Genomic DNA, 26991 nt, shown 5'->3' with positions numbered 1-26991 from the left:
TCCAAAGAGGTACCCATGCCGACCGCTCTGCCGAGAATTCTCCGCAGCACCTCCACCATCCTGACCATGACCGCCGCGACACTCGCCCTCGTGGCCACCACCGCCGGCGCTGCCCCGGTCTACTCCTTCGCGGTCGCTGCGACAACGCCGGTCGGCGCAGCGCCATCGCAGGTAGCCGTCTCCCCCGACGGGGCCGCCGCATACGTCGCCAACGCCCAGAGCAACGACGTCTCCGTCATCGACACTGCCACCAACACCGTCACCGGCACCGTTCCGGTCGGCGAAGGACCTGGCGGGATCACCGTCACCCCCGAGGGGTCATCCGTCTACGTCGTCAACGCGACCAGCAAGACCGTCTCCGTCATCGATACCACCACCAAGACGGTGACCGGCAGTGTCCCCATTACCGGCAGCGCGTCCTTCGGAACCGCCGCCTCCGCCGACGGTGCACACGTCTATGTGCCGACCGGTGATGCGATCTCGGTGATCGACACCGCCACCCACACGATCTCAGCGACGATCCCGGTGGGATCGTTCCCCCTCCTCGCGGCCACCAACTCGACACACCTCTACGTCACCAACGCCGGCGACTACACCGTCTCCGTCATCGACACCGCCACGAACACCGTCGTCGCGACCATCCCGGTCACAGCAGCAGGCCGTCCCGCCGCGGTCACCGCCACCGACCAGGCCGTATACGTCCGCAGCGGCGCCGAGATGTTCGTGATCGATGCCGCCAGCAACACGGTCAGCACAACCTTCCCCGTGAAGGGCACCCTCGGCGGCGCGGCCGTCACCGGCGACGGAAACAAGGCCTACGTCACCAGCTCCAACAACACCGTCACCACGATCACCCGAAGCGGTGACACTCGAGCGTGCACCGGATCGCTCTGCCTGCCGATACCCTGATGCTAACCCGAACAACAATGAGTGAGGGCGGGACTCGATCGAGTTCCGCCCTCACTCATTCCTGGCAGTCGAACCCAGTCGTCGGAAAGCGCCGAGACCCGTAGCCATCGTGAATCATGAGCAGAGCCCGTGGTGGCCGAGGCAGGGTGACGAAGGGACTCTCCAGGCGAGTCTTGGGTCAGCGGAGAACGCAGGCCGTCCGTGCCGCGCGCGGCCAATCCGGACACTCGCTGAGAAGCAACTCGTACAGCGGCCCGTCGCTGAGCGTGTCGACGTTCTCGACCGCAATGAACCCGGCATTGTCGACGAGTCGACCGGTCAGGTGTCGAGCTTCTCGAGTACACCGAAGCTGGACTTGCCGATCCCGCACTGCCAGAACGCCGGCAACGCCGACGCCGTCCGCATCAGGGTCGTGATCTGCGTGCTTTGCATGGAACCCGACGAGGCGGCATCGTTGCGGGCTCTACTAGGCACCGCGGGGAATTACCCTCTCCGCGATCACCTGTTCCCATGCCGACGCATCTTTGAACGAGACGCGAGCAACGCATTTGCGGTCATCATCCGACCTGACCCGCACCGCCCACCACCGTCCCCGCCCACAGGTGGCTCCATCACGATTACCACACCTCCGGGGTGCCGGACGTCCGTCAATCACGTCGGATCGCACGAGATCGTTCGACACTGCTCAGCTCATCGAGACCTCATCGAGCACGGTCATCGGGATGCCGAAGTCCTTACCCTCCGACACACAAAGTCGTCCGCGTATATCGGCGAACATGGCGAGTCCACACTCGAGGTCTGCTGCGGTTCGAATCGCCCACGGCCTCATCCTGCCCTGAGCGGGCGGTCATCAGCGCGCGCCGCTCGACACACACGAGAGGCACCGTAAGTGCGGCGCAGCATCCTGGTCACGGGGAAGGACTTGGCGTTCGAGCAACTCAGCAAGCTCCTCGATGGTGACCTCCACGGTGCCGAACATGGGATCACCCGAGACGGCATACCTCGGCAACAGGAGTCGGTCGGTCACGCTCTCAGCGGACCCCCACCCGTTTCAACCGAGCGGGAGCGGCAACTTTGCCGCAGCGTCATGGAATGCTCGCACAATCGCGGCCGAAATCCGACCGCGGAAGGACACTTTACGGCCCTCCCCGATTGCCCACTCGCGAATCTCCTTGGTCGACGCCTTCGCCGGAGCGGTGTCCGCTCCCGTCACCGGAGCCTTCTTCACGGCCGTCGCTTCCGCAGCCGACTCCACAGCCGCCGACTTCGCGACCGACGTCTTCCTCGCGACCTTCTTCTTCACGGCCGTCGTCTCCGCGGCCGCCGCTTCCGCAGCCGCCGTCTTCGCCCCTGCCGCCTTCGCGCCCGACGTCTTCGCCTGAGCTTTCCTCGCGACCTCCTTCTTCGCGACCGGCGTCTCTGCCGGAGCCTTCCCCGCGACTACCTTCTTCACAGGCGTCTTCTTCGCCGGCACCGCCTCTACCTGGACCTCCTTTGCCTGAGCGTCATGGAAAGCTTGCTCGATCTCGGCCGAAATCCGACCCCGGGGCGACACGTCACGGCCCTCCCCGGTCGCCCACTCACGAATCTCCTTGGTCGTCGCCTTCGCCGGAGCCTTGCTGACCGCCGCCGCGCTCTTCGCCGGAGCCTTCGTCGCGGCTATCTTCTCCGAGGCCGTCGTCTTCGGCGCTGTTGTCTTCGGCGCTGTTGTCTTCGGCGCTGTTGTCTTCGCCGGAGCCTTCTTCGCAGCCACCTTCTTCGCCGCCGGCGCCTTCTTCGCGACTGCCTTCTTCCCGTCCGCCTTCTTCGCGACCGACGATTTCGCGGTTATCTTCCTTGCTGGCGCCGGTTTTGCCTGAGCGTCATGGAAAGCTCGCTCGATCTCGGCCGAAATCCGACCCCGGGGCGACACGTCACGGCCCTCCCCGATCGCCCACTCACGAATCTCCTTGGTCGTCCTCTTCGCCGGAGCCTTCTTCGCAGCCACCTTCTTCGCCGCCGGTGCCTTCTTGGCGACTGCCTTGTCTGCGACCGTCTTCTTCGCGGCCGTCTTCTTCGCGGTCGTCTTCTTCGCGGCCGTCTTCTTCGCGGCCGTCTTCTTTGCTGGCGCCGGTTTTGCCTGAGCGTCATGGAAAGCTCGCTCGATCTCGGCCGAAATCCGACCCCGGGGCGACACGTCACGGCCCTCCCCGATCGCCCACTCACGAATCTCCTTGGTCGTCCTCCTCGCCGAACCTTCGGAACCCCTCGGTGATACCGCCATAGTTTTCTCCTTCTCGCCAGGCAAATCGTCGAACGCACACAGTATCGGCATTTCGGCACTCTCACCGCCAGCGGATCCAAACGGCAACCAATCACACTCGGGCCGCACTGATTTTCGAGGACCCGCGCCCCTCACGCTTTTCGCCCACCAGGACTACACAGAAGACCATCTGTCGACGGTGACGACACCTGCCGAACCATTGTGGCCAACCCGGCCGCGTTTTCTTTCCGTCACGGGAAGGATGAATTCGAATATCTATGCGCCGCAACTATATACGCCGAGCAACAGTCGAGGCGACGGAACCTTCGGGCATGCACCGAATGCCTCGGGACTGCCATGACGCGAAACGCGGACCAGCACAGAATAACGGTTGAAGAGTGTTCGAGCCCTCGACCACGGCCGGGAGACAGCAACACCTAATACCTGACTCTCGCAATGGATATCCGATCCCATCACCAGCATGAACACTGCGTCATGGCGCTGGATGCGAGCACAACCGTGCTATCCGTTTTCGAGACCCGGGCTACGGAAGCCGGGCGCTGCACCCACGTATTTCAGGTGATGGACCTCATCGAGGAACTTGACGACCTCGTCGAAGGTACTCGGGTCGGTCAGCACATCGTGGGATTCGGCGATGGTGAGTGCGGCCGAGTCGAGGGCCCCGCGGTCGATCAGCATCAGGGCGAGTTCGGCGGGGTTGTTGCGGCAGCGGTAGATCACCCCGTCGGTGTGCGGGTCGCCGTCGAGGATCTGATGGCAGGTGGTCCGGGACCAGGTGTAGGCGCCACGGTCACAGCCCACCAGGGTCCCGGACAGGTTCAGCGATCGCAGGTCGCCGTCGAGGAGGGACGCGACGGTGACATCGCGGCCCAGGACCATCCGGGTGTGCGTCTTGCCCGCGAGCCGTTTGTGGCGCACGATCCCCGACCGCGGAATGGGGATATCGCGCAGGATGCCTTCCGCAACGACCCCGGCGAGCGAGAAAGCGACGTACAGGTAGCCGCCGTGGGAGTCGTCGATCGGCTCGAACCGCCCCCTGCAGCGGGTTACCGAGCGTACGGATGCCTTTGACATGAACGAGTTCGGCGGGTACGGGGACCCGGTACCGGAAATCCGGTGCAGTGTGGTGCCCGCGGGGCCCTTCCGGGTCTGCGGGGCCGGCCGTTGTAGCGCTCAGTCACCGGTGTCAGTCCATGCCCATTCTGCTCGGCCACCACCATCAGCTCCACCTCGGTCCCCGTCATCGTGTGCGCGAGCATGCGGTCCACCGGCCGCTGGTCCCCGATCAGCGGGTTCTCGGTGAACCACCAGTCCAGGGTCCCCCACGGGTCCAGGTCGCATTCCATCAGCCGTTTCGCGTGCTCGGCGACCGAGCGGATCTGTTTGCGCACGCGGTCGAATTGGAACAGCGGATACCGGTACTGGTTGCCGACCTTGAGCCCGAGAAGTTGATGAGTCTTCCGTTTGGCGTTGGCCAGGGCCCGATTCACATTCCCGGACGGGGAAAGGATCTCGGACACTTCCGTCGAGGAGATCGTGTCGGCCGACAATGAGAGTGGGGACGCGTAGGCGAGGTTGCCGGTCGCGGTCTCCAGTTCGACCGTGCCACGTCCATACGGATCGGTGCCCGCTGTGAGGGTTGGCACCGGATCGGTGAGACCCCGTTCGGACCGCGATGCCCGGTCACCACCGCCACCCTCGGTGAGGGCGGCGCGGGTGGCACGGGGCAGCCGCCGCAGTTGGATGGTGACCACGTCGGTGTCGCTGGTGTCGAACAGCGCCCGCATCACCACACCACCGGAGTCGGAGAGATCTGCGGCGTCCAATGCGGTGCGGAACGCGTCGGTGAGCCAATCCAGCGCCAGCCCCGTCATCGAGCCGGAGCTCGAAGTCGACCTCGATGCCGCCGCCAACGAACCGGTGGGGGTCGTCTCGATCATTACCCCTTGGAACTTCCCGATCGCGATCCCCGCGTGGAAGATCGCGCCGGTCCTCGCATACGGCAACACCATCGTCTTCAAACCGGCCGAGGCAGTACCGGCCAGCGCCTGGGCCCTGGTCGAGATTCTGCACCGGGCCGGATTGCCGCCCGGCGTGCTGAACCTGGTGATGGGCCGGGGCCGCGATATCGGCGACGTCCTGACCGGATCACCGGACGTGGCCGCGGTATCATTCACCGGCTCGGTGCCCACCGGCGAACGGGTACTCCTGGCCGGTGCCAGCCGCCGGGCACGCGTGCAACTGGAAATGGGCGGCAAGAACCCCCTGGTAGTCGCGGACGACGCCGACCTAGATCTGGCCGTCGATGTCGCGTTGCAGGGCAGCTACGGCTCGACCGGGCAGCGCTGTACGGCCTCATCCCGACTGGTGGTCGTCGACGGCGTACACGACGAGTTCGTCGACAGAGAAACCGCACCGGGCGGCACCGGAGCGTCGGGACCGCTGCAGGATGCGGTGCAGAAGCTGGTCGGCACAGTGGCGGACAAGGCACTCTCGTCGGTCTCCGGCAAGGTGGCGAACGCCTCCGGCAGGCTCACCGACTACGCCGAGGGCGGCGGTGGAAGTCTGCTCGGCGCTGTGACCGGTTCCCAGAAACTGGCGGAGGGAAAGACACCTGGTAAATCCGCGGTGAGCGCGGGCTGGGAGGGCGCCAAGCAGATGGTCAAGGACAAGGCCTCCGACGTCAAGGAGGCCGTCACCGGTGGTGGCGGTAAGGGCGGCGGCAAGGGCAAGAAGCTGAAGTTGACCAATATCGTCGAGACACTCGATGTCGGTGTGCCGGTCCAGCTGGCCTATAACCAATGGACGCAGTTCGCCGACTTCCCGTCCTTCATGAAGAAGGTCGAGCGGGTCGAGCAGGAATCGGACGAGAAGCTCGAGTGGAAGGCGCAGGTTTTCTTGTCGCACCGAACCTGGGAATCGTCGATCATCGAGCAGGTTCCCGATGAGCGGATCGTGTGGCGCTCGAAAGGCGCGAAGGGTTTTGTCGACGGCGCGGTGACGTTCCATGAGGTGACTCCGGACCTGACCCGCATAATTCTGGTTCTCGAGTATCACCCGAAGGGATTCTTCGAAAAGACGGGAAACCTGTGGCGGGCACCGGGACGCCGGGCTCGGCTGGAGTTGAAGCACTTCGGGCGTCATGTCATGACGCAGTCCGTTCTCCATCCCGACGAGGTGCAGGGCTGGCGGGGAGAGATCCGGGACGGGGAGGTGGTTGAGCCCGAGGACGAACAAGCACCTCCGCAGGAGGATGACGAATTCGACGACACCGCTGAGGGTGAGGACGAGAGCGACGAGTCCGAGGACGACGAGGCCGGCGAACTCGACGAGGCCGGTGAGGAGGAGGACGACGAGCTGGAGGACGCAGTCGAGGACGAGCCGGAGGACGTAGCCGAGGACGACGAGGGAACCTCGGAGACCGAGGAACAGGTACCGCCCCCGCCGAGACGACGGGGACGCCCCCGCAAAACCGCGGCCGTCGACGAGGAGCCGGCACCGCCGAGACGACGGGGACGCCCCCGCAAAACCGCGGCCGCCGATGAGGAGCCGGCACCGCCGAGACGACGGGGACGCCCCCGCAAAACCGCGGCCACCAGCTCGAGGGAAGGCAGCGGGCGATGACCTCGGTGCAGCCGGCGGGGAGCGGCGGCGGAGTGAGCGGCGGTCCAAGCTCGAGTAGCCTCGCCGACGTCGTCGACACCATTTTGGACAAGGGCCTCGTCATCGACGCCTACGTGCGGGTCTCGCTGGTCGGGATCGAACTGGTCACGATCGACGCGCGTGTCGTCGTCGCCAGTGTCGACACCTACCTGCGGTTCGCGGAGGCAGTGAACCGGCTCGAGATCGGCAGTGGTGAGCCGGAAGGCCTGACGGATCTGGTGGGGGACGTCACCGAGAGCGGCGCCAAAGCCAAGACCAAGGGTGCGCTCGAATCCGCGGGCGAAAGACTCGGCGACATCCTCGGCGGCGGACAGGAAGAATCTGAGCGCGAACGTGTTACCCGAAAGTCCATCCGCGGGGGCACGTGATGTCCACGAATCCGAACACCGATGCGGCCGAGGAGCCGCGCACCAGCGGTGTCTACGTATACGGCATCGTGCCAGCCGATGTGGAAGCCGAAAAGGACGCGGTCGGCGTCGGTGACGGACCGGTCAGCATCATCAGGCACGGCGAAATCGCCGCGCTCGTGAGCGAGATATCGGTGGACAGGCCGCTCGATAAGCCCGAAGACCTGCAAGCCCATGCGCACCTGCTGGACGGCACGTCTCGGGTGGCACCGGTCCTCCCGCTTCGTTTCGGGGCGGTCATGACCGACGTCGACGCCGTCGAGGAGGAGTTGCTCGCAACACATGCCGACGAGTGAAAGTGGAGGTAGTCGAGGATCGGCGCATCCCGTCGTCGACGGACATACTCGCCATGTATGAGGTCGTGTTGGATCTGGACGGAGAACTATTGTCCTACCGCAGAACCCGCCGCTACATCCGCGGTATCGGCAACAGCGAGCGTGCGCGGTCATGACCATCGCCGGCGCCGGTGCAAGCAACCTTCCGCAGACCTCGGGCAGCGGGCACCAGTCGACGAATCTAGGCGAGATCCTCGAACGGGCCCTCGACAAGGGGCTCGTGATCGCCGGAGACATCCAGGTCAACCTGCGCGACATCGAACTACTGACCATCAAGGTGCGATTGGTCATCGCCTCACTCGAGACCGCGAAAGAGGTAGGCATCAATTGGTGGGAGAACGACCCCTGGCTGACCGGCACGAACAGTACCGTCGAACTCGAGAACCGGAAACTGCGGGAGCGGATCGCCGAACTCGATCCCGACAGGTCGGTTCGCCCGGCCGTCCAATCCTCCGACAAGATCGAGGTGGAGACGAAACGTCAGCCCGATGACCTCGGCTGACAGTGCTGATGTCGAGCAACCTCAGCGGCATCGTGCGCGGAGCACGTCCTGACCCGTTCGAGTCGACTCGGCCTGCGGACTCACCGATAGCGTGCCACCGAGTCTCTGGCGGCGGTGATACCTCCGCAACGGGCTTCCGATGGAGTTTTGCGATTGGGACCGGGGACACGGGGTAGTCACGGTATACGCCTCGCGCGCACCGACGCGCCATAGTTCCACATGCTCTCGACGCCCGACGCAGTGCGTGGCGACAACACACAGCAAGTGGGTACGATCATGAAACTCATGAAAACCAAAACAAAAGTTGAGGTTGCCGCAGCGGTCGGCGCCGGATACCTACTGGGGCGCACACACCAGTTGAAGATGGCAATGAAGATCGCTGGAGCGGGCGGACAGTCCCCCAAGGGACCTGAGAATCTGCTCGCACAGGGATCCGAGTTCCTCGCCTCGTCTCCGGTGATCGCAGAACTCGGCGACTCGGTTCGCGGCGACCTACTCGACACGACGGCCGCCACGGCCGAGGCCACCAGCGAGCACGCAGACTCGTTCCGTGACCGCCTCCGGTCGCGCGGCTCGCACGTCGTGGCCGGCGGCGGGCACCTGGTCACCGGGGTGAAGAGAATCGGCCGTCGCGGGCACGCCAACCCGCGGGACGCCGAGGACTCCACCGTCGACGAGGAACCGGACCACGGAAAAGACGAGGACGGACAATTCGACGCCCCGACGAACGCCGAACCCGTCACGCCTGCGCGGCGGGCGACCCGGGGACGCTCGAGCACGGGAACAACTTCGTCTCACGCGGTCCAAGAAGAACAGCAGCCGAAGCCACGCAAACGGCGCAAACCACGGATCGCGACACCCAGCGACTCGGCGGAGGAGTCCCGGGACGAATCCGCACCGAAAGCACGACCGGACACAACCGCACACAGGAAGGGAAGGGGCAAGGCGCACAAGCCTCCGACGGACGTACGAGACGAGGAGAAACCGCACAACGCGACCACGGGCGAGGACGAAACCCGACCACAGCCGTCCAGTGGCTGGGCACATCTGCGGCGGATGACGCACATCCGCTCGACGATTCGTGAGCAGTCGCCGTCGACCGCAACCACACCGAAAGGTGATCGGTAGCGGAAACGGGATCGGCGTAGCTGCGGAAATCAACCTCATGGGGCGGCAGGCATAGTCGCGCACCCGGGCGCGGGCATGCTCAATCGCCTCACGCGGTCGCATCCGCACGAGAAAGCTGCCCCCGACCATGGTTGGTCACGAGGTTCGAGCGCTTTGCCGGGGCCCGCACCGGCGCGGACGCAGCCAGCGACGAACTCGCCACCAAAAGCCGGATCTCGCTACCGCCCAAGCGCAGGCAACGGCGGCCCGGGAACGAGCCGACTCGCCGCGGCACGCAGCGCCAGCTCGACCGTCTCAGACAACGGACGGAAGTGAGCGTTGACGGGCGTCTACCAATTTCTAGGGCGAGCAGTAACTGACGGTCGCGAACATCCGCTTCGTTAGCTGTTACCGGGTCCAAGCGACAAGGCGAAACGGGCTGAGCGCCGTTCTGCGGTCGCAGGGCCTTTTTGGCCTTGGTCAAAAGCGGCGGGGTCCGCGCTTCTCTGAGTGTCAGGCCAGCCGACCTGGACCGATATCGTGAGTCGGTGGATCCATCACAGACGCGGGCGAAGCGCCAGACGGCGCGCACGACGCGGAGGCGCCGAACCAGTCATTAGGCTCCAGACACGGGAATGTGCCAAATAGTCTGGAAGACAGTCGATCCCACAATGCCGATAAATAGGTTACGTCAACGAGTAAGTTGGTTATTCGCAGGGCTCGGTACCACCGTATACACGCCGCCGTCGGACACCGCCAGGGGGAAAGATTCACCCCTGTGGGGCCTAGCTGTCTCCGGTGACCCGCGGAACACTCATCGGTGACCCGCATATTTCGTCGCAGGAGTAATTCGTGGACCAGCTCTGGCACATCATCCTCGCCTGGATCGCCGCCATGGCGACCTGGATTATCACCACAGTCGCCCTGCTCCTCGTCCTGCCGGACCCCGCGTTCACCCACCCGGCGGCGAGCATCGGCACCATGGTGTGGGCCGTGGCGGTCGGGATCGGTGTCTACCTGCGGCTACACCGGAGCATCCGTGCCGACGACGGCACCGGCACCCACACCCATCCCGAAGCCCGAACCCCCACACCCGGGCACACCCGCCTGGCGCGACGCCGCCGACACCTCCTCCAGTCGATCGGGCTCGGCGCCGCACTCCTGGCCGCCGTCGTCATCGGCTACGGCATCGCCCTCACACAGGGGCACACCCCCGGACTCGGCGATGCCGCCCTCCCCTTGCTGCTTATCTGGTACCTGTGCTGGGCCGCCCACCAAGTCCGCACCATCGACCACTTCCCCACGACCGTGCACCCACCACAACACCGCACCCCTTAAAATCAATCCCTACCGCCCGCAGGGACGGATCTCCGCCGCCGACAACCCCCGCCGCCGCGACGCCGGTGCAACGGGGACTGTCCGGTAATCGGTTGATCTGAGTCTGGCCGACACGCCGAGCTTTGCTTGGCGGAAAGGCGGAATCATGACCGAGACACTCGATCCTATGGATCAGACGAAGATCGATCACCAGAAGTTGGCGCAGCAACTGCTGGCGCAGGCCAAGGCTGACGGCGTGGAACTGGTCGGACCGAACGGACTACTCAACCAACTCACCGCGAACGTGCTCGAGACCGCTCTCGAGGCAGAGATGGAAGAGCACCTCGGCTACGAAAACACCAGGCCGAAGGGAGGAATGGAGGGAATTCCCGCAACGGCAGACGAGCGAAAACGGTGCTGACGGAGATCGGACCGGTCGAAATCCAAGTACCCCGTGATACCGATGCCTCGTTCGATCCCCAGATCGTCAAGAAACGACAGAGACGGCTCACCGGTGTCGACGAAATCATCTTGTCCCTCTCATCGAAAGGCCTCACCACAGGTGAGACCGTCGCCCATTCGATGACGTCTTCCCCCGCAAGCGGGAGGTGCCCCCAGGCGCCTCGGTGTCGAGGGAGACGATCAGCAAGATTCCCCCAAGCACTTCGTGCAGGGAGGTACCCCCACCGACAAAGTCCTCGCGGAGATGGCCGAATGGTCCATCCGGCCCCTGGATCCGGTGTACCCGGTGATCTTCATCGACGAAGGTCCGGGACGGTCAGGTCACCAACCGGCCGATCTTCCCCCGCCGCACGCGGGAGGTACCCCCAGCCGCGATCGGCGTCACCGTGAACGGGGAACGCGACATCCTGGGACTATGGGCCGGTGACGGTGGTGAGGAATATGGAACGCGCACAGGTTCGTTTCCGTAGTTTTGTGCTGCTGCCTGAGGGTTTCCCACTGATTGGCGTGTCGTTGATCTTCGAGGTGGAAGCCCGCGAGTTAAGGTGTTACCGCGAAATGCTAGGTGCGAGGAAGGCGTGCGGTGGGCGACGAGCGATTGCGGGTGATCTCGGGCGACGTCGCACCGATCGTGGCGACGCGAGATCCGCAGTGGTTCCAGGCCGAATGCGTGGAGGCGTTCGTCGCGTCGTGGACCGCGCGTGGATTCGCGGCATCGACGATCGCCAACGACATCGGTGTCCTGGAGCGGATGCTCGCGGGGCTGGGTCGGCCGGTGTGGGAGGTGACCGCCGCCGACGTCGACCGGGTGGTGGGCGAGCTGGCCAACTCGGGTCGAGCGGTATCGACGCGGCGTAACTACCTGCAGGTGTTCAAGGGGTTTCACCGGTTCCTCGAGGTCCGCAAGGCCGCGGAGATCGAGGCAGCATTCGGGGTGCGGCTGGCCTGTCCGCTGGACGAGTTCAACGCCACCCGCCACGTCAGCGACGACTCGCCGGCTGCGGAGGCACCGCCGACACCGGAGCGGGTGGCGGCGTTCTTCGAGGTCCTCAAGCAACGGATCGCGACCGCCCGCAAGTACGGCCCGGCCGCGCGGGACTACGCGTTGTTCCGCACGCTGTACCACGCCGGCCTACGATCCGAGGAGGTCGTGATGCTCGACCGCGGCGACGTCCACTTCGGGCGAGGCACGTTCGGCAAACTGCATGTGCGCTTCGGAAAGGGCGCCAAAGGATCCGGGCCGCGGCCGCGCTGGGTGCCGATGCTGGACGGGCTGGATCTGGTGTTGCGCTGGTATCTCGACGACGTGCGCGGCCGGTTCCCGGACAGCGCGGCGCTGCTGTGCGACGAGTCCGGCGGACGGATGGCCGCGGCCACGATCCGCAACCGGCTGCGGCACCTGATGAGCGTGGAAGGACGGCCCGAAGCGGAGTGGTTCAGCCCGCACGCGATGCGTCGCGCCTGCGCCACCCACAACTACGAGCGCGGCGTGGATCTGGTTGCCATCCAACAACTTCTAGGCCACTGGACGGTCGCGTCGACCATGCGGTACGTGCGCCCGTCGGAAACGTTCATCGAAGACGCCTACCAACGCGCGATCTCGGCGACGCTGACCGAGTTGGCCGGACAGGAGTGAGCATGCAGATCAGGTGGAAACTCCGGATGGCCGCCGCCCACCGCGAGGTCTGGACCGGCACCCAGCTGCAACGGCTGCTCGCCGAGAAGGCCGGATTGGAACTGTCCTCGGCGTCGGTGTCGGCGTTGTTCACCAAACAGCCCAGCCAGCTCAAGCTGTCCACCCTGATCGCGCTGTGCACCGCCTTGGACTGCACACCGAACGACCTGTTCGACATCGATACCACCCCAGTCGCACAACCGATCTCGTCGAACCCGACCAAGGTCGCGGCGAACGACACACAGGCGTCGCGGCGGGGCCGGTCGATGCCGCCGATCTGAGCATGACCCGCCGGATCCGGGACTGCCGCCGCTGCGGCCGCGCGGTCGGCAATCCCGACCGTGACCTGTGTGCACGCTGCCACTGGGCGGCCTCCCACGCCCCGGTCACCCACCCCTGCCCGCGCTGCGGCGTCGACCGGGTCCTGCAGCCGGACACCGGCCGCTGCGTGCGCTGCTCGCGCACCTGCCGACAGTGCCAGGCCCCGGTGTTGTTCGTCGACCGAGACCTGTGCAAGGAATGTCTCCGACGGCAACGGCGAGACGCCGATCGAGCCGACTGCCCGCGCTGCAGCAAACGCCGGATACTGCGACCGGCCACCGGCCTGTGCGGTTCGTGTTCGCATCCGGGCCGGCCACCGAATCCGGACACGGCCTGCGTCGACTGCGGCCGGGTCACCCGACTGACCGGTGCCGGGCGGTGTCGATCCTGTTGGGAACGCTCGCCGCACAGGATCACCGTCCGCGCCGCCAATCTCGCCGAGGCACTGGCTGATCCGCCAAACTGGCTGGGCACCTTCGCCGCCTACCTGGTCGGCCGCCATCACCCCAGCCGCGCGTGCGCCATGCTCACCCGACTCGGCAAGCACCTGACCGACGAGCACCCGACGCATCCGCAGGCACTGCTGGGAGCTGTCGCCGACGACGTGCCGCTCGCGCGGGCCCTGGAAGACTTCCTCACCGCGAGCAAGCTGGCACTGCCGCCCGACCGCGACGAACGCCGCGCCGCCGCCCGCCGCCAGTCCCGCATCGACGCCGTGCCCGCCCCCTTGCGACCGGCGGTGACCGGGTTCGCCGAACACCTTGTCGCCGGCCGCGATCGCGCCCGCCGCGCCGGCACCCGCCCGCGCGGGCACACCACGCTCGAGGCTCGCCTCACCGCGGTGCGTGACTTCGCGCAATTCCTGACCGCGCGCCGCTGCAAGACCGACTGGGCGACCGCCGATGTCGGCGACATCGAAGCGTTCCTGCACGCACATCCCGGCCGACGGGCCTCCTACCTGACCGGACTGCGCCAATTCTGCCGCTACGCGCTGCGCCGACGGTTGCTGCTCATCGACCCCACCGCAGGGGTGCAAGCGCCGCAGACCATGGCATTCAGGGGACCGACGCTTCCCGTCGACCGGCAGCGCGAGTTGTTCCGGCGATGGAGCACCGACCCCGAGGTGCACCCGCACGAGGCGTTCGTCGGGCTGGCCGCCCTACTGCACGGCGCTACCACCCAGGAACTGCAACACCTCACCGACGACGATATCGACCATGAACAGCACCGCATCAGGCTGGGGCGTCGACCGCAGCCTACTCCGTTGGACCCGTGGACCTGGACCGCGCTGCAACGCTGCCTGCAGCACCGTAAGAACTTGGGCAGCAACAACGCCCATGTGCTGATCACTATGCAGACCAAGGCCACCCGCGCGGCCGCCTCCGACTCCTACGTCAAGCAGACCCTGCGCGAGGTCGGTATCCAACCCAGAATCCTGCGCTCCACCCGGCTGGTCGACCTCGTCGGCACGGTCGACGCGAAACTCGTCGCCGCCGCTTACGGCATGACCAGCGAGGCCGTCATCGCCTACCTCTCCGACCACGTCGACTTCGCCCGGCTGCCGAACCCGTGACAGTTCAGGCGCCACCTCGCACACGTTCGCGCGAACGTGTGCGCTTTTGCGAAGTTCTGGCTCGCCGTCCTCACCGAGCTCAAGCATCGAGGTGTCGCCGATGTGTGCATTGTGGTGTGTGACGGACTGCAACGGCCTGCCGGACGCGATCACCGCGGTGTGGGATCGAACGATTGTCCAGACCTGTGTCATTCATCTGCTCCGCAACACGTTTCGGTACGCGTCCCGCAGATACTGGGAGGAGATGTCACGAGATCTACGACCGATCTATACCGCTGCAAACGAGGCTGCAGCGCGGGAGCGGTTCGACGAGTTCACCGGCAAGTGGGGCTCGCGGTATCCGGCGATCATCCGGCTCTGGCAGAACGCCTGGACGGAGTTCATTCCCTTCCTCGACTACCGACGTCGAGATCAGGCGTGTCATCTGCTCGACGGATGTAGTCGAGAGCCTCAATGCCCGGTATTGGCGGGCGATCCGGGCACGCGGGCACTTCCCCGACGGACCAATCGGCTCTCAAGTGTCTGTATCTCGCGACCCGGGCGCTGGACCCGACCGGGAAGGCCAGAGCACGATGGGCAATGAGGTGGAAGCCGGCACTGAACGCATTCGCGATCACGTTCGAGGGCCGGCTCACCCCGAGTGAGAACTAAACCGATGTGCCAGATCCAGATCCACCGAATAACTGATAGTCCCGTGCAACGGGTTGAGTGCCTTCCTGCGGTCACCAGCGTCCGTTTTGGCCTACGTCATATCGGTAATCAACTAGTTTGATGGGCAGCCGTCAACGCGCGTCGGTGGTGGTTGGTGATCCTCGGGCCCGGCGGCAGAAAAGCTCAAGGCATCAAGCTGGCGCGGCGATCCAATGCCATGCCCCTCTCGTTGCCGGCGCCGGATGTGCCGTCTGCGGTCGTTCTCGGACATCCCGCCCCACGTTCCGTACGGTTCGGCAACGGTCAGGGCGTACTCGCGGCATTCGGTGAGCACCGGGCAGTCCTGGCAGACGCGTTTGGCGTGCGCTTCGCGCCGCGCCCGGTCCCGACCACGCTCCCCCTCTGGAGAGAAGAACAACGACGACTCGACGTTCCGGCACGACCCCAGGATGCGCCAATCTCGACGATCACGGTCGACGGGCAGTCCGGTCCGTGGCGTATCTTCACGGCGGGAAGCCGGCACAGTGCTCGGCGCACGAGGGGATATACAAGTCATCGGATCGGTGTCACTCATCTCACTCACGGGTATTTGTGCGGCGGACCTGTCACCGCGGTAATCCTTTCGCAAACAACCTCCTTCACAATCAGTCCGGACGGTCTCTTCAAGTTCAGGTGCCCAGCCACAACCTTCGACGAGCGACGGTGATCATTTGCTCGACCAAGCGGCCGCAGCGGTCCCGGCGCGGTGACGTCGAGATACGCGACCAGTGCCCGACAGAACGCTGCGGCGTCCATCCCGAAATCGGTTCTGATCACCTCGGGAGGGCCGCCGCCGTGGGCGCACCGACGTGGGGCTCGGGCCGAGGTAGAAGTATCGCTCCGGCTGCGCGAGCTCGCGACCTCCTCTAGCGGGGGAGATGGGACATGAAACGGCTCCGAATATGCACATGGAGTGCGCACCTGAGAAGTTTAGAAGTACGGATGAGATGACTTGTGTCCTACTTCGCAACACTGGTTGCTCCATGAAGATGGTGTAGGAAACGGAGTCGGATCTGACCATCGTGTCGTAACCCAATAAAGGCGGCATCGCGTGACTCCTCGTGAGACCTACCAAATTCGCTCGAGGAAGACCACGCGATGGCCTCTGCCCACGTTATCGACCTGCACCAAATCCTGACCGATCGCCTCACCGACGCCAGCCCTGATCTGATGCGGAGTTTGTTGTCCACGTTCATCGACGCGGGCGAGGTCACCACCGAACACGGCCGGGTCGGTGAGCGGGTCGATCACCTTCGACCAGTGCCAGAACTCCACCGCCAGCCGTGGGTGAGAATTAACGGGCTCGGGTAACGTCCGAGGCCGGGCTTGCGCATGAAGTGCACCGGAACACCGACGACGCTCACCTGGCAGTGCTCGTAGGCGTTCCGCCTATCTGTGCACCACCGTGACCATCCGCAACGGCGGGGATACTCAGGCAAATTTCAATGTCTGGGACTGGAAAATGCAGGACCCGAACAGTGCGATTCGGAACTCATCGTTCACCGGAACAGAGAATCAGCTGCACTCGGGCGAAGTGGCGCCGGGGGGATCTGTCACCGGGGATGTCTGCTTCGACAATCCTCAGGGCTCGCCTCCCGGCCAGTTCGTCGTACTCAACGATCCTTCGTTCGTCTTCTCCGCCGATCGAACTGGGTGGATCAATCGACGATGACGCTCCCCTTCTATTCCTATTCCCGTGATTTCTCGAGGGCGACGTCCTGGTGATCACCCGGCTCGACCGGCTCGGACGATCGGTCGGTCCTCGCCGAGTTCCAGCGCGAGCTGATCGTGGCCGAAACCCGCGACGGGCTGGCCGCGGCCCGCGCCCGCAGCAACACGGGCGGCCGGCCCTCGAAGCTCAGCCCGGACCAGATAGAACTCGCTCAACGCCTCAACGCCGCAGGCGAGCACACCGTCGCCCAGATCGCAGACATGCTGAAAGTGCCGCGCACCACGGTCTATGGGCATCTGAACACCCGCCGGACACCGGTCACGCAGGAGAGCGCCGTGGTCGCCGATCCACCCGTCCGCCAGCCTCGGACGTGCCCATCCTGCGGATACGAGCCAACCACTCGCGCCGAGGCAGCGCACCAACGTGCCGACCTCTCGGTGACCTGGCTCCACGCCGACCCCCACCACCGAGGGACGGTCATCAGCCGACACCACTGTCGGCATTGCGAACCCGGGCAACCCGCATTCGACATCGCCTGCAGCGTCTGCGGCGACGGACCCATCCTCGCCGGCGCACTCGCCGAACAAGCGAAGAACGGCACCCTGACCGAGCCCGTTCGACGATGGCTCACAGCAGCGGAATGGACAGTCACCCCGGACCTCTTATGCCCGGGCCACACATACGCCGCGGACTGACCCGGGGCGACCACGAAGACCTACCTGCGCCGGGAAGATTCCCGGCGCGATAATCACCACGCGGATGAGGTGGCGCGCTACTCGGCTACACCCCCAACACCATGAACATCCACGCCACCCGCGCGGCAATCCCGATGGGCAGCTACCCCGCGATCAAGCATCCCAAATGGTAAAGCGTCTCCCCGCCCACGAGATCGACAGAACTGGATAAGTCCCTTATCCAGTCAACTGCTCTGCACCTTTGCCTGACTGCACCTTTCGTTGGACATCAACGCACGCATCGATGTCGGGCTGTCCCCGTCCATCGACGAAAGGCCCGTCGGAACGCTCGCGTATCCGAAAATCCTAGTTCGTTGGACAACACCTCGAGGGGTCGACCATTCCGTAGTGCCTCGAGAGCTAATCCAGTCCTGTGCTCGTCGCGAATGCGGCGAAACGAGTTTCCCTCCGCCGCCAGAAGTCGGCGAAGGTGGGCTTCGCTAACGAACAGTGCCTGCGCGACCATCGCGCAGGAGACAGCCGACGTCCGTGAAGCGCGAATAATGTCCCGAACACGCGAACTGACAGTGCTGGAGCCGATGCCGTCCTCGGCCTCATTTAGACATACCGGCCCCCGGGCCGTGGTGAGATCGCATGCTGGGAAGGCCGCACTGTTCGCCCTGACCCCTACGTGGCGGCTGCGTTCGTCGCACAGCCCTGCATCGATCATCGGTCCTGGTAGCCAGGTCCGGGCCCCAACGACGCGGTGGGGACAAGTGGCATCGACGTCGAGCATGGAGGTGTCGATTCAGTGCATAGCGACTGTGGCATCGGACGCCTTTCCGTGGTGGCAGTACCGCTGTGTTCCGCCAGCGCCGTTGTTCGGCGGGACACCTCGACTACTGGATCTTCCGACGAGGCATCACTCGTGGTCGTGTTCCAACGCATCCTGGCTGGCTGAGGCCATGGCATCCCTCGAGCACCTGCTGATCCGAGCAGTAGCGACGTGGTCCCCTTACCGGGTGAGCAGTGTTGTAGAGCGAAGGTGGGTACTTCCGATGAGCGCCGTCACGACGCCCTTCTGCCTAGAAACGTTGTCCCACCCAGCATGCTTTCGCAGCACTGGCGCATAGTGTCGAACTGCAACTGGCTGACGAGAAATGGGATGGTTGGGCACCAAGGCCCCGATAACCGCGCAGCGCTCAAAGTTCGGCGCCGATCCGGTAACCCTCCGCAATGGCGTGACCGATCCGCCGCGGCGTGATGCAGTCGCCGATGACGCTAACCGTTTCATCAGGCTCGAGCCCAAGGGGCACCGGAACACGCGGTTGGTGCCAGACCACTAGTACCTCATCACACGCGACGTCGCCGGTACCGAAAACAGGACGCAAGAGGAACGGCGTTGCGGAATCGTTTGGGATCACCAGCGAGTGCGCCACCTTGAACTCCACCCCGGCGTCCCCGAGTCGACCGAGCAGCGGTCCCACGCTCTCAGCCGGCACGCGGGAGGCCAGCGCGGTCAGCGGGGTGACAAAGGTGACGTGCCAGCCCTGCTGCGCCAAGGCCTCGGCAGCGCTGTAAGCCGGCCAGAACCCGTCCCCCTCATCGAAGACAACTGCCCGTCTACTTCGTACCTCAGGCAAGCGGCCGAGCAGGACGTCGTCGACGGTCGCTGCGGGCCGTCCGTGCAACCCGCTTGGAAGCTGCGCCGGCCGAGAACCGGTAGCTACGACAATATGGTCCGCTACCGCACGAATTTCGTCGAGGTCGTCCGCGCCGATCCCCGCCGAAAGGTTGACATCGACCTTCAGCCGTCTGAGTTCGCGTTCCAGATAATCGACGATGTCTATCAACGTGGCACGGTGGGGTGAGGCCGCAGCCACTCGAACACTGCCTCCGAGGACGGTGTTCTCCTCGAACAGGGTGACGCGATGTCCACGGCCGGAGGCGACCCGTGCTGCTTCGAGGCCGGCGGGACCGCCCCCGACCACAAATACCTCCTTGGACCGCAGCGGCACGGTACCGACGTTCGGATGCCGGCCACGCCCGACTTCCGCGTTCACGGCGCAGTGCAGATGGGGGTCGAACGCCCGGCAGTCCTGATTGATACCCAGGCAGCCCCTGATCTCGTCCAGCCTGCCGGTCTCCGACTTGACCGGTAGATCAGGATCGGCGATCAGTGCCCGCGCCATTCCGACCATGTCGACATGACCTGATTTGATGGCATGGTCGGCGGTGGCCGCATCCCGAATACGTTGGCCGACAAGAGTCGGCACACCTGTCGCAGCCCGAATCTTCGAGGCCGATGGGATGGCAACCGCATCCTCATTCGTCGAGTCCTTCACATATTTGCCGCGAGTGCCGTGGGTGATACTGAAGTAGTCGATGCCCAGTTCGGTCAGATTCTCCGCTACTCGGACGCACTCGTCGATCCCCATCCCACCGACAATCTCTTCTTCGCCGCTGAGCCGCACTCCCAGGACGAACCCAACCGGCATGACCGACCGCATTGCCTCGATGACCAGCCGTGTGAACCGCATCCGGTTCTCGAATGAGCCACCGAAGTCATCGGTTCGCTGGTTGGTCAACGGCGACATGAACTGAGCGGGAAGATAGCCGTGTGCCGCATGGACTTCGACCCCGTCGGCGCCCGCCTTGACCAGATTCTGCGTCGAGACCCGCCACCCTTCGATGATGTCCTCGATTTCCGCGACGGACAGTTCGTGTGGCGGGTAGGCATCCCGCACAGTTTTGATCGGAGACGGCGCGGAAGGCGGCGCGTCCGACTCTCCACCGATGAATTCTCGTCCGAGGTGACACAATTGCCCCACAAAACGGGCGCCGTGGCGGTGGATCACCGCCACCTTCGCCGACGTCGCAGGCACGAACTCGTCACCGTAGGCCTCGACGAGTTTTCGCGAACGCAGAGTCGTCGTTCGGTGTACAACGGTGGCACCACCGATGATCAGCCCTACGCCGCCTGCGGCAAGACGCTCGAAATGCTCCGTATCCCCGTGAGTGGGAACACCGCGCTCAGCCATACTCGTCCCGGCAGGCAGTGCCACCAGGCGATTCTTGAGGCTGATTCCGCCGACCTCAAAAGGCGAGAATAGATGCGGGAACTCACTTACCATGATTCCTTCTTCCGTTGTGCACTGCCGCGCTGACGACCCCTGATGCACGATGATGGGGAGGTCAGTCGGTCACCAACAAGACCCGCGATGACGGTCTGGACTCGAGCGTGGTCGCCACCCGCTCACGTAGTTGTTTCTCCGGCTGCGTGAGTCGCTCGGTCTCCTGTGAGATGTAGTCGGCCCAATCGCTGAACATGCAGTACTCGACGAAGATGTCCGGGAGTTCGGCAGACTGCGTCACCACGCATCGGAGTGCCCCGAGCCGAAGCCGTGAGTGCTGTACCGTCCGGATGCCGGCCAGGAAATTGGACCGGTTCGCGGGAGCGACCACGTAGGTCGTCTCGATGACCACGCGTCGCTCACCATAGTCACCGAAAGGCGCAGCCGGATTCTCGACCTCTGCAGGATCCGGCACAATGCCCTCGCTGGAAAAGATGCCACGCCGCAATACCCCGCCGGCAGCCACGAACATGAGCACGGCCGCGGTCGCGACGGCAGGAACCAGGCCGACGACATCGGCCAGCACACCCCACAAGATCGCCCCGACCGCCTGACTCCCCTGGAACATCAACATGATGAACGCAATGACACGCGCCTTGATCCACGTCGGCACGACTTTGTGCGCCGCGATCATCCAGGTGCTCTGGACCCCCACCCAGGCTGCGCCGGCGACGACCATCAGTACCAGCATCAAATCGAATCGGGTGATGACTGTCATTCCGCCAAGTGCCAATGCATAGGCGGCCGAACCCAATGCGACATATCGATTCCACGTCATCCGGGCACGCAGTGGCATCAGCGCAATCGTGCCGACGACCGCTCCCACCCCGATGGCGCCCGACATCACACCGAACTCGAAGGTACTGGTGTGCAGACGGTCGTGGGCGACCAGCGGCAGGAGGGCCCAAAGACAGCTCGCGGGTATCCCGAAGATGGTCAACCGGACGAGCAACCGTCGCGTCCATCTGGAGTACCGGATGAAGCGCAAACCGCTCGACACCGCCCGGCCGAGAGGGCGACGTATCGAAGCGCTGCCCGCGGTAGCGGGGACCTGCCGGGCCGCGATCAGCGCGCACCCAGCAAACATCGCACCGGCGGATGAAAACGCCCAGGTGGAGCCCAAGCCGGCAAGGATCGCACCGCCGATCAACGGTCCGATAGCGCGCGCACCGTTGAACACGGCGCCATCGATGGCCGGGACGACGGCCATCATGTCCCTGCTGACGATGTGGGGCAACAGCGCTTGCCAGACGATGGCGACGACCGCAAGTCCCACTCCGGCGACGAAGACGCTGCCCATCAGTACAGCGACACCTACATGACCCAGAAAGTCCAGAACGGCCAGGCCGATCGATGCGGCGAGTAGCACCACCGACGTGACAACCAGGAGCCGACGATGACTGGTGTACTCGACGATTGCGCCGATCGGCACGGCAAAAAGGAAGAACGGCACACTGATTGCGAACTGGACCGCCGATACGGTGGTGGCGGATTCGCCCGCCTCGGTCAGGATCCATTGGGCCGCGAGAACCAGTATCCATATGCCTACGCTGGCACCGAGTTCCAGGAGCAAGAGCAGGCGTAGGCGCCGGATCCGCAAGGGAGCAAAGGACCCCATCTGCGACTCGCCCACGATACCCGCCTCCTCGCTCAATGCAATCCGCCTCGCTTTTGATATCTGGGGCACGTCATCTCGTCGTATTGAGACGAGATGACCTGCACCGCAATCGGACCGGCATCGATTCGTGCGGGGTCGGGTGAAAACGAATATCTTGCCGCAACAACGGTCTCGACGACCGCTACACAATGGACTCCTTCACGGCGCCGACGATGGGCATTCAAGCGAACGCGAGCTCAGGGGTGCGGGCGATGAGGAGCCGGCGCACATTGCCGTTGTCGTCGATTTGAGCAGTCGCGTTGAATGATGCCTCGAATTCACCATCGCGGGTGGTGCGCCCGAGTACCAGTTCAACATCTCCGACCAGCGCGCCTTTGTCGATGTGGTGAACCAAGGTGCTCTTCTCCCGCTGGGCGAGGTACACGATCAGACCGGCACGGTCGCCCACGAATTCTGCTGCCTGGCCACGGCCCTTCGAGAACTGGACCGACATCTCGAAGTCGTCGGAAATCATGGTGAGTACCCGGTCCGGATCGTCGGAATCCATGTACTCGAACCATTGGGCGAGAATCGGGGTCGACAGCGCGGTATCGGTCATGGGTCAGTCTCTTTCGGAGGTCAGGGCGGTTGGCAGTAGCGAGAATTCGGAATCGAAAGACACCTGATAGCGGTCGATCAGACCATCAGGGCCGATGTGCATCACGCCGACGAAGAACCCCGTTGTGACGCCGTCATCGGTGACCGAACCGTGGGCGAACTGCAGATCATCCGCAATCGCAACCCGCTGGATGTGGTGCTTGCGCTCCACCGGGGGACGCCCCTGGAGGTAACCGAGCATGACCTCGCGCCCCTTGCCGTGCTTGATGCCGGTGGGTAGCACCATGGCGAACTCGACGTCCGGTGCCAGCATCGCGACGGCGTTTTCGATGTGCCCGCTGTCGACGGCGGCATAGTATTTCTCGATGTCACAGCTCATGAAATGAACTTAGTTCGGGAAACCCCTTCTTGTCGAGAGTTCGCCAGGTTAGTGTGGCTTCAAACCAAACTGAAGTCACGTCAATTGGAGCGTCATGCCCATCACCACCGCCATTGAGGCGCCCTGGCCTCGCTCGGAACCGTCCACACTGACCCCAGGCGTCGAGCAGACACAGCTTCGCGATGCGATTCGCGGCCTGCTCAACAGATGGAGCGGCATCGAGCAGGTCCGCGCCGCAGCCGAGACCGTGGTCGGTTACTCACCCGACCTCTGGCGACGACTGGTCGAGGACATGTCGATCACCGCGCTCGCCGTACCCGAAGACCGCGGCGGCCTGGGGTACGGCATGGTGGAGTTCGGGATCATCCTCGAGGAATGCGGTCGCAACCTGGTCTGCGAGCCCGTCTACACCTCGGCAGTCGTGGGCATGTCCGCTCTGCTCTCGGCAACCGCCGATGACATCTCCGACCTGCTCTACAACGTCCTCGAGGGCACAACAATTGCCACCGCGACCTCACTGACGCCGGAGACCGACGACGTCCACGCCAGCGAGGCCGGCAACGCGTGGACTCTCACCGGTATGGCGACCCACGTACTCGGTGGCGCCGGCGCCGATGTGGTCATCGTCTCCGCGAACACCACCTCCGGGCGTCGCTTGTTCGCCACGACTGCAGGCGATCACCTTGTGCCGTCCGAACGCGAGGTCATCGACCCGACCAGACGACAAGCGGATTTGACGTTGCGGCAGGCACCCGCGCTCGCACTGACCACCGCGGCCGACCACGAAGAGATCTGCACACAGCTGCGGGATCTCGCGACGCTCGCGCTGGCTTGCGAGAACACCGGCATCGTCGACGCGCTGCTCGAGATGACCGTGCAGTACGTCCAGACCCGGCACCAGTTCGGCCGACCGATCGGATCATTTCAGGCAGTCAAGCATCGCCTCGCCGATGTCCTGATCGAGCTCGAGCGAGCGCGCTCGGCCTGTCGTTACGCCGCAGCCGTCTACGACGAGGACCCAGCCGCCGCCCGCCTGGCCATTGCTGTGGCCGGATCAGTCTGTACAGACGCCGCCATCCACGCGGCCGCCGAAACCGTCCAACTCCATGGTGGTGTCGGCTTCACGTGGGAGCACCCCGCCCACTCCTATTTCCGTCGCGCAATGGGAAACGAAGCTCTACAGGGTGATTCACGGGTGCACCGCGCCCGGATCGCATCCCTTCTCGGAATCTGAACTCAGTTCAGGTCAAGTATTGACGCGGATCACGCTGATGGTCAATACTGAAGTGAATCCAGTTCAATTTCGAAGATCGACAGAAAGGCTCAATGATGATCGACACCGACCACATCCTGTTGGAGAAAGACGGCGACGTCGCCCGCGTCTGGCTGAACCGGCCGCACAAGAAGAACGCCGTCACCCCCGAACTGCTGCACCGTCTCGACGAGATCATCGTCGAGGTCGACAACGACCCGAACCTCAAGGTCCTGGTTCTGCGCGGCGTCAACAACACCTTCTGCTCCGGCTTCGACCTCGACATCCTGCTCTCGGATTACGTCGGCAGCACCAACGCGATGGACGTCGCCGTGCTCTCGGCCAAGGTCTGTGACCGTTTGTACTCGATGAACACCCCGTCGGTGGCAGTCCTCGAAGGTTACGTGACCGCCGGTGGCTTCGAGCTGATGATCTCGTGCGACTTTGCAGTCGCCGCGGACGATGCCAAGATCGGCGACTTCCACATCCGTCGCGCACTGTTCGGTGGAGCCGGCCCCATCTATCGCCTGCCCCGCATGATCGGCATCCGCAAGACCAAGGAGCTGATGCTGACCGGCAAGCTGCTCTCGGGCAAAGAGGCCGACGCCTTCGACCTGATCAACGCCTCGGCTCCCGCCGAAGAGCTCGATCAGCTGGTCGAGGATTTCATCGCACCGCTGGTGGACAAGAGCCCGTTCATGATGAAGCTCACCAAGATGACCATCGACCGCGGCCTCGACGCCGACATCCAGTCGCTCATGGTGATGGAGCACCTCGCAGTGGGCAACGCCCTGCAGTCCGAAGACGGCCGCGAGGGCGTCACTGCATTCCTCGAAAAGCGCGAGCCGAAGTGGGTCGGTCGCTGATCTGTCGGCACTAGATCTTCAACTTGAAGGGACAGACATGGAAGAGTCGTCGGCCGTGGTCCTCCGCGGCAGCAGGTGCTCGCAATGTGGCACCGTTGCATTCCCGGAATCCACGATGTGCAGCAAGTGCGTCACCCCGACCGCGGATCCGCTGACTCTCAGCACGGAGGGTGTTGTGTGGGCCTACACGATCCAACGCTTTGCTCCCAAGTCGCCGCCGTATGTCCCTCCCGCAGAGAGCTTCTCTCCCTATGCAGTGGGCTACGTCGAACTCCCTGAAGGCATCAAGGTCGAGGCAATCCTCGACTGCGATCATTTCGATGAACTGGACCGGGCACCGGTGAGCTTGGTTGCCATCTCACCGGTGCCCCGGTTCGCGGTCGGACGTTTCACCACGCAAGGGGCCTCCCAATGACACAGCCCGTTTCCATCGTCGGCGCCGGACTCTCGAAGTTCGGAAGGCAACCCGGCGTCACCGGACGCGAGATGGCGGTCACCGCAATAAACAATGCGCTCGCCGATGCCGGACTGTCGTGGCCCGATGTGCAAGTCGCATTCGGCGGCAGCGACGGATCCGGTCTGGCCGACACGCTGGTCGCCGAATTAGGATTCACCGGAATACCTTTCACCAATGTCAAGAACGGTTGCGCCACCGGCGGTAGTGCACTGTTCTCCGCGGTCAATGCCGTCCGGGCAGGTGCCGCCGACATCGCACTCGCCGTCGGATTCGACAAACACCCCCGCGGCGCCTTCAACGCCCGTCCGGAAGAGTGGGGCCTGCCCGAAGGTTACGGCGATGCCGGCCTGATGGTCACCACCCAGTTCTTCGGCGCCAAGATCTCGCGTTATATGCGCCTGTACGACATCTCTGCCGATACCTTGGCCCGGGTCGCCGAAAAGGCGTACCGCAACGGCTCTCTCAATCCCAATGCATGGCGGCAGGAACCGATGTCGGCCGAGGCCATCGCCACCGCCGACATGGTCAACGATCCGCTGACGCGTTACATGTTCTGCTCGCCGGGTGAAGGTGCCGCCGCGATCGTGGTTGCCAGCCCCGAGGCGCTCGAGCGCATCGATCGCACACCCATCCATCTGCGAGCGATCAGCCATCGCACCAGGCGCTTCGGTTCATTCGAGGTCTTCAGTCCCGCCATCCAGGGCAGTGGAGAACCGACCAGCGTCAGCGCCGACGCAGCCCGCGCCGCGTTCGAACAGGCCGGTCTGGCACCGTCTGACGTCGACGTGGCCCAGCTACAGGACACCGAGAGCGGCGCCGAGATCATGCACATGGCCGAATGCGGCTTCTGCGAGCCCGGCGAGCAAGAAGAGATGATCGCCCGTGGTGACACCGAGATCGGTGGCTGGATCCCGATCAACACCGACGGCGGATGCATCGCCAACGGTGAACCGATCGGTGCGTCGGGTTTGCGGCAGGTCCACGAGATCGTCACCCAACTGCGTGGTGAGGCTGGCGACCGTCAGGTGCGAGGCACTCCCCAAGTCGGTTTCACACACGTGTACGGCGCACCGGGCATCAGTGCCTGCACCGTTCTGACAGTTTGATTCGGCCGGATC

26 protein-coding genes and 6 pseudogenes are annotated in these 26991 nt (G+C 64.4%); 20 read left to right on the top strand and 12 right to left on the bottom strand.

From position 1 onward, the window contains the following. Positions 1 to 15 precede the first annotated feature (15 nt). Entirely contained in the window at positions 16 to 909 is an 894-nt protein-coding gene (locus tag HYG77_RS25215; protein WP_208960993.1) for a beta-propeller fold lactonase family protein, read from the top strand. Positions 910 to 1087: 178 nt separating this feature from the next. Here HYG77_RS25215 and HYG77_RS25210 read toward each other — a convergent pair. The 5 genes and pseudogenes from HYG77_RS25210 to HYG77_RS25190 all read right to left on the bottom strand — a co-directional run bounded on the left by HYG77_RS25210 (position 1088) and on the right by HYG77_RS25190 (position 5046). Continuing rightward, positions 1088 to 1314, bottom strand: a pseudogene (locus tag HYG77_RS25210) (VWA domain-containing protein). A gap of 445 nt (positions 1315 to 1759) precedes the next feature. Next, entirely contained in the window at positions 1760 to 1936 is a 177-nt protein-coding gene (locus tag HYG77_RS25205) for a hypothetical protein (RefSeq protein WP_208960992.1), read from the bottom strand. A gap of 24 nt (positions 1937 to 1960) precedes the next feature. Continuing rightward, positions 1961 to 3172 carry a histone-like nucleoid-structuring protein Lsr2 gene (locus HYG77_RS25200; RefSeq protein ID WP_208960991.1) on the bottom strand — a complete coding sequence of 404 codons (1212 nt, stop codon included), beginning with the start codon at positions 3170 to 3172 and terminating at the stop codon, positions 1961 to 1963. A gap of 501 nt (positions 3173 to 3673) precedes the next feature. Further along, complete coding sequence (locus HYG77_RS25195; RefSeq protein WP_244373118.1) at positions 3674 to 4246, bottom strand: RES domain-containing protein; 573 nt, start codon at positions 4244 to 4246, stop codon at positions 3674 to 3676. Next, a complete protein-coding gene (locus HYG77_RS25190; RefSeq protein WP_208960990.1) occupies positions 4219 to 5046 on the bottom strand; it encodes a hypothetical protein in 828 nt (275 codons plus the stop codon). The genes HYG77_RS25195 and HYG77_RS25190 overlap by 28 nt, the downstream gene beginning before the upstream one ends. Here HYG77_RS25190 and HYG77_RS25185 point away from each other — a divergent pair. From HYG77_RS25185 to HYG77_RS25130, 12 genes and pseudogenes are all read left to right on the top strand, one after another. Then, the gene (locus HYG77_RS25185; RefSeq protein ID WP_280123281.1) at positions 4931 to 6796 is read left to right on the top strand and encodes an aldehyde dehydrogenase family protein; all 1866 of its coding nucleotides are present in this window, start codon (positions 4931 to 4933) and stop codon (positions 6794 to 6796) included. The two genes, HYG77_RS25190 and HYG77_RS25185, sit on opposite strands and share 116 nt — an antisense overlap. Beyond that, a complete protein-coding gene (gvpJ, locus tag HYG77_RS25180; protein WP_208960989.1) occupies positions 6793 to 7203 on the top strand; it encodes a gas vesicle protein GvpJ in 411 nt (136 codons plus the stop codon). The genes HYG77_RS25185 and gvpJ overlap by 4 nt, the downstream gene beginning before the upstream one ends. After that, positions 7203 to 7535 (top strand): annotated as a pseudogene (locus HYG77_RS25175) (GvpL/GvpF family gas vesicle protein); the annotation flags it as partial. The gene gvpJ and the pseudogene HYG77_RS25175, both read left to right, overlap by 1 nt. Next, positions 7535 to 7693, top strand: a pseudogene (gvpO, locus tag HYG77_RS25170) (gas vesicle protein GvpO); the annotation flags it as partial. The pseudogenes HYG77_RS25175 and gvpO, both read left to right, overlap by 1 nt. Further along, positions 7690 to 8079, top strand: coding sequence for a gas vesicle protein (locus HYG77_RS25165; protein WP_208960987.1), 390 nt, complete (start codon positions 7690 to 7692; stop codon positions 8077 to 8079). The pseudogene gvpO and the gene HYG77_RS25165, both read left to right, overlap by 4 nt. Positions 8080 to 8364: 285 nt before the next feature. Further along, positions 8365 to 9207 carry a hypothetical protein gene (locus HYG77_RS25160; protein WP_244373115.1) on the top strand — a complete coding sequence of 281 codons (843 nt, stop codon included), beginning with the start codon at positions 8365 to 8367 and terminating at the stop codon, positions 9205 to 9207. 831 nt (positions 9208 to 10038) lie between these two features. Further along, positions 10039 to 10524 carry a hypothetical protein gene (locus HYG77_RS25155; RefSeq protein WP_208960985.1) on the top strand — a complete coding sequence of 162 codons (486 nt, stop codon included), beginning with the start codon at positions 10039 to 10041 and terminating at the stop codon, positions 10522 to 10524. A 145-nt stretch (positions 10525 to 10669) separates the two neighbouring features. Then, positions 10670 to 11402, top strand: a pseudogene (locus tag HYG77_RS25150) (transposase); the annotation flags it as partial. Positions 11403 to 11548: 146 nt separating this feature from the next. Beyond that, positions 11549 to 12601, top strand: coding sequence for a site-specific integrase (locus HYG77_RS25145; protein WP_208960984.1), 1053 nt, complete (start codon positions 11549 to 11551; stop codon positions 12599 to 12601). Between the two features lie 2 nt (positions 12602 to 12603). Next, a complete protein-coding gene (locus HYG77_RS25140; protein ID WP_007296740.1) occupies positions 12604 to 12921 on the top strand; it encodes a helix-turn-helix transcriptional regulator in 318 nt (105 codons plus the stop codon). A gap of 2 nt (positions 12922 to 12923) precedes the next feature. Then, positions 12924 to 14534 carry a hypothetical protein gene (locus HYG77_RS25135; RefSeq protein WP_208960983.1) on the top strand — a complete coding sequence of 537 codons (1611 nt, stop codon included), beginning with the start codon at positions 12924 to 12926 and terminating at the stop codon, positions 14532 to 14534. A 48-nt stretch (positions 14535 to 14582) separates the two neighbouring features. Continuing rightward, positions 14583 to 15185, top strand: a pseudogene (locus HYG77_RS25130) (transposase); the annotation flags it as partial. A 112-nt stretch (positions 15186 to 15297) separates the two neighbouring features. On the opposite strand, the gene HYG77_RS39895 reads toward HYG77_RS25130, so the two are convergent. Beyond that, complete coding sequence (locus HYG77_RS39895; RefSeq protein WP_280123280.1) at positions 15298 to 15759, bottom strand: WhiB family transcriptional regulator; 462 nt, start codon at positions 15757 to 15759, stop codon at positions 15298 to 15300. 563 nt (positions 15760 to 16322) lie between these two features. On the opposite strand from HYG77_RS39895, the pseudogene HYG77_RS39890 reads away from it, so the two are divergent. Further along, positions 16323 to 16427, top strand: a pseudogene (locus HYG77_RS39890) (hypothetical protein); the annotation flags it as partial. Positions 16428 to 16471: 44 nt separating this feature from the next. Here the strand turns inward: HYG77_RS39890 and HYG77_RS41000 are convergent. After that, positions 16472 to 16567 carry a hypothetical protein gene (locus HYG77_RS41000; protein WP_348273590.1) on the bottom strand — a complete coding sequence of 32 codons (96 nt, stop codon included), beginning with the start codon at positions 16565 to 16567 and terminating at the stop codon, positions 16472 to 16474. A 50-nt stretch (positions 16568 to 16617) separates the two neighbouring features. Between HYG77_RS41000 and HYG77_RS25110 the strand changes: the two genes are divergently transcribed. Further along, positions 16618 to 16896, top strand: a complete 279-nt coding sequence (locus HYG77_RS25110; protein ID WP_280123318.1) for a DUF4352 domain-containing protein — start codon at positions 16618 to 16620, stop codon at positions 16894 to 16896. Between the two features lie 116 nt (positions 16897 to 17012). Beyond that, positions 17013 to 17591: a helix-turn-helix domain-containing protein gene (locus HYG77_RS25105; RefSeq protein WP_208960981.1), complete on the top strand. Its 579-nt coding sequence runs from the start codon at positions 17013 to 17015 to the stop codon at positions 17589 to 17591. A gap of 268 nt (positions 17592 to 17859) precedes the next feature. On the opposite strand, the gene HYG77_RS25100 is transcribed toward HYG77_RS25105, so the two are convergent. From HYG77_RS25100 to HYG77_RS25080, 5 genes are all read right to left on the bottom strand, one after another. Then, the gene (locus tag HYG77_RS25100; RefSeq protein WP_208960980.1) at positions 17860 to 18096 is read right to left on the bottom strand and encodes a helix-turn-helix domain-containing protein; all 237 of its coding nucleotides are present in this window, start codon (positions 18094 to 18096) and stop codon (positions 17860 to 17862) included. A 676-nt stretch (positions 18097 to 18772) separates the two neighbouring features. Continuing rightward, positions 18773 to 20704 carry an FAD-dependent oxidoreductase gene (locus tag HYG77_RS25095; protein ID WP_208960979.1) on the bottom strand — a complete coding sequence of 644 codons (1932 nt, stop codon included), beginning with the start codon at positions 20702 to 20704 and terminating at the stop codon, positions 18773 to 18775. A gap of 61 nt (positions 20705 to 20765) precedes the next feature. Continuing rightward, positions 20766 to 22337: an MFS transporter gene (locus tag HYG77_RS25090; protein WP_208960978.1), complete on the bottom strand. Its 1572-nt coding sequence runs from the start codon at positions 22335 to 22337 to the stop codon at positions 20766 to 20768. A 205-nt stretch (positions 22338 to 22542) separates the two neighbouring features. After that, on the bottom strand, positions 22543 to 22920 hold the full coding sequence (locus HYG77_RS25085; protein ID WP_109332040.1) for a hypothetical protein: 378 nt from the start codon (positions 22918 to 22920) through the stop codon (positions 22543 to 22545). 3 nt (positions 22921 to 22923) lie between these two features. Next, a complete protein-coding gene (locus tag HYG77_RS25080; protein ID WP_109332041.1) occupies positions 22924 to 23298 on the bottom strand; it encodes a nuclear transport factor 2 family protein in 375 nt (124 codons plus the stop codon). A gap of 94 nt (positions 23299 to 23392) precedes the next feature. On the opposite strand from HYG77_RS25080, the gene HYG77_RS25075 reads away from it, so the two are divergent. From HYG77_RS25075 to HYG77_RS25060, 4 genes are all read left to right on the top strand, one after another. Next, positions 23393 to 24532 (top strand): acyl-CoA dehydrogenase family protein, encoded by a 1140-nt coding sequence (locus HYG77_RS25075; protein WP_208960977.1) that lies wholly within the window; start codon positions 23393 to 23395, stop codon positions 24530 to 24532. Between the two features lie 95 nt (positions 24533 to 24627). Then, complete coding sequence (locus HYG77_RS25070) at positions 24628 to 25416, top strand: enoyl-CoA hydratase/isomerase family protein (protein WP_109335260.1); 789 nt, start codon at positions 24628 to 24630, stop codon at positions 25414 to 25416. A gap of 37 nt (positions 25417 to 25453) precedes the next feature. Continuing rightward, positions 25454 to 25831 carry an OB-fold domain-containing protein gene (locus HYG77_RS25065; RefSeq protein ID WP_109332043.1) on the top strand — a complete coding sequence of 126 codons (378 nt, stop codon included), beginning with the start codon at positions 25454 to 25456 and terminating at the stop codon, positions 25829 to 25831. Further along, positions 25828 to 26979: a thiolase family protein gene (locus tag HYG77_RS25060; protein ID WP_109332044.1), complete on the top strand. Its 1152-nt coding sequence runs from the start codon at positions 25828 to 25830 to the stop codon at positions 26977 to 26979. The genes HYG77_RS25065 and HYG77_RS25060 overlap by 4 nt, the downstream gene beginning before the upstream one ends. Positions 26980 to 26991: the final 12 nt, after the last annotated feature.

The sequence above is a fragment of the Rhodococcus sp. ZPP genome (assembly GCF_017656075.1).
Classification (GTDB): Bacteria; Actinomycetota; Actinomycetes; order Mycobacteriales; family Mycobacteriaceae; genus Rhodococcus_F; species Rhodococcus_F oxybenzonivorans.
The sequence above is the reverse complement of the archived record's forward strand: the minus strand, read 5'-3'. Positions and strand labels throughout refer to the sequence as shown.

Excerpts from the sequence above, each read along its gene's own strand:
- HYG77_RS25215 (WP_208960993.1), top strand. The coding sequence starts at position 16 with ATGCCGACCGCTCTGCCGAGAATTCTCCGCAGCACCTCCACCATCCTG.
- HYG77_RS25200 (WP_208960991.1), bottom strand. The coding sequence starts at position 3,172 with ATGGCGGTATCACCGAGGGGTTCCGAAGGTTCGGCGAGGAGGACGACC.
- HYG77_RS25195 (WP_244373118.1), bottom strand. The coding sequence starts at position 4,246 with ATGTCAAAGGCATCCGTACGCTCGGTAACCCGCTGCAGGGGGCGGTTC.
- HYG77_RS25190 (WP_208960990.1), bottom strand. The coding sequence starts at position 5,046 with ATGACGGGGCTGGCGCTGGATTGGCTCACCGACGCGTTCCGCACCGCA.
- gvpJ (WP_208960989.1), top strand. The coding sequence starts at position 6,793 with ATGACCTCGGTGCAGCCGGCGGGGAGCGGCGGCGGAGTGAGCGGCGGT.
- HYG77_RS25165 (WP_208960987.1), top strand. The coding sequence starts at position 7,690 with ATGACCATCGCCGGCGCCGGTGCAAGCAACCTTCCGCAGACCTCGGGC.
- HYG77_RS25160 (WP_244373115.1), top strand. The coding sequence starts at position 8,365 with ATGAAAACCAAAACAAAAGTTGAGGTTGCCGCAGCGGTCGGCGCCGGA.
- HYG77_RS25140 (WP_007296740.1), top strand. The coding sequence starts at position 12,604 with ATGCAGATCAGGTGGAAACTCCGGATGGCCGCCGCCCACCGCGAGGTC.
- HYG77_RS25135 (WP_208960983.1), top strand. The coding sequence starts at position 12,924 with ATGACCCGCCGGATCCGGGACTGCCGCCGCTGCGGCCGCGCGGTCGGC.
- HYG77_RS39895 (WP_280123280.1), bottom strand. The coding sequence starts at position 15,759 with ATGAGTGACACCGATCCGATGACTTGTATATCCCCTCGTGCGCCGAGC.
- HYG77_RS25100 (WP_208960980.1), bottom strand. The coding sequence starts at position 18,096 with ATGGTCGCGCAGGCACTGTTCGTTAGCGAAGCCCACCTTCGCCGACTT.
- HYG77_RS25095 (WP_208960979.1), bottom strand. The coding sequence starts at position 20,704 with ATGGTAAGTGAGTTCCCGCATCTATTCTCGCCTTTTGAGGTCGGCGGA.
- HYG77_RS25085 (WP_109332040.1), bottom strand. The coding sequence starts at position 22,920 with ATGACCGATACCGCGCTGTCGACCCCGATTCTCGCCCAATGGTTCGAG.
- HYG77_RS25080 (WP_109332041.1), bottom strand. The coding sequence starts at position 23,298 with ATGAGCTGTGACATCGAGAAATACTATGCCGCCGTCGACAGCGGGCAC.
- HYG77_RS25075 (WP_208960977.1), top strand. The coding sequence starts at position 23,393 with ATGCCCATCACCACCGCCATTGAGGCGCCCTGGCCTCGCTCGGAACCG.
- HYG77_RS25070 (WP_109335260.1), top strand. The coding sequence starts at position 24,628 with ATGATCGACACCGACCACATCCTGTTGGAGAAAGACGGCGACGTCGCC.
- HYG77_RS25065 (WP_109332043.1), top strand. The coding sequence starts at position 25,454 with ATGGAAGAGTCGTCGGCCGTGGTCCTCCGCGGCAGCAGGTGCTCGCAA.
- HYG77_RS25060 (WP_109332044.1), top strand. The coding sequence starts at position 25,828 with ATGACACAGCCCGTTTCCATCGTCGGCGCCGGACTCTCGAAGTTCGGA.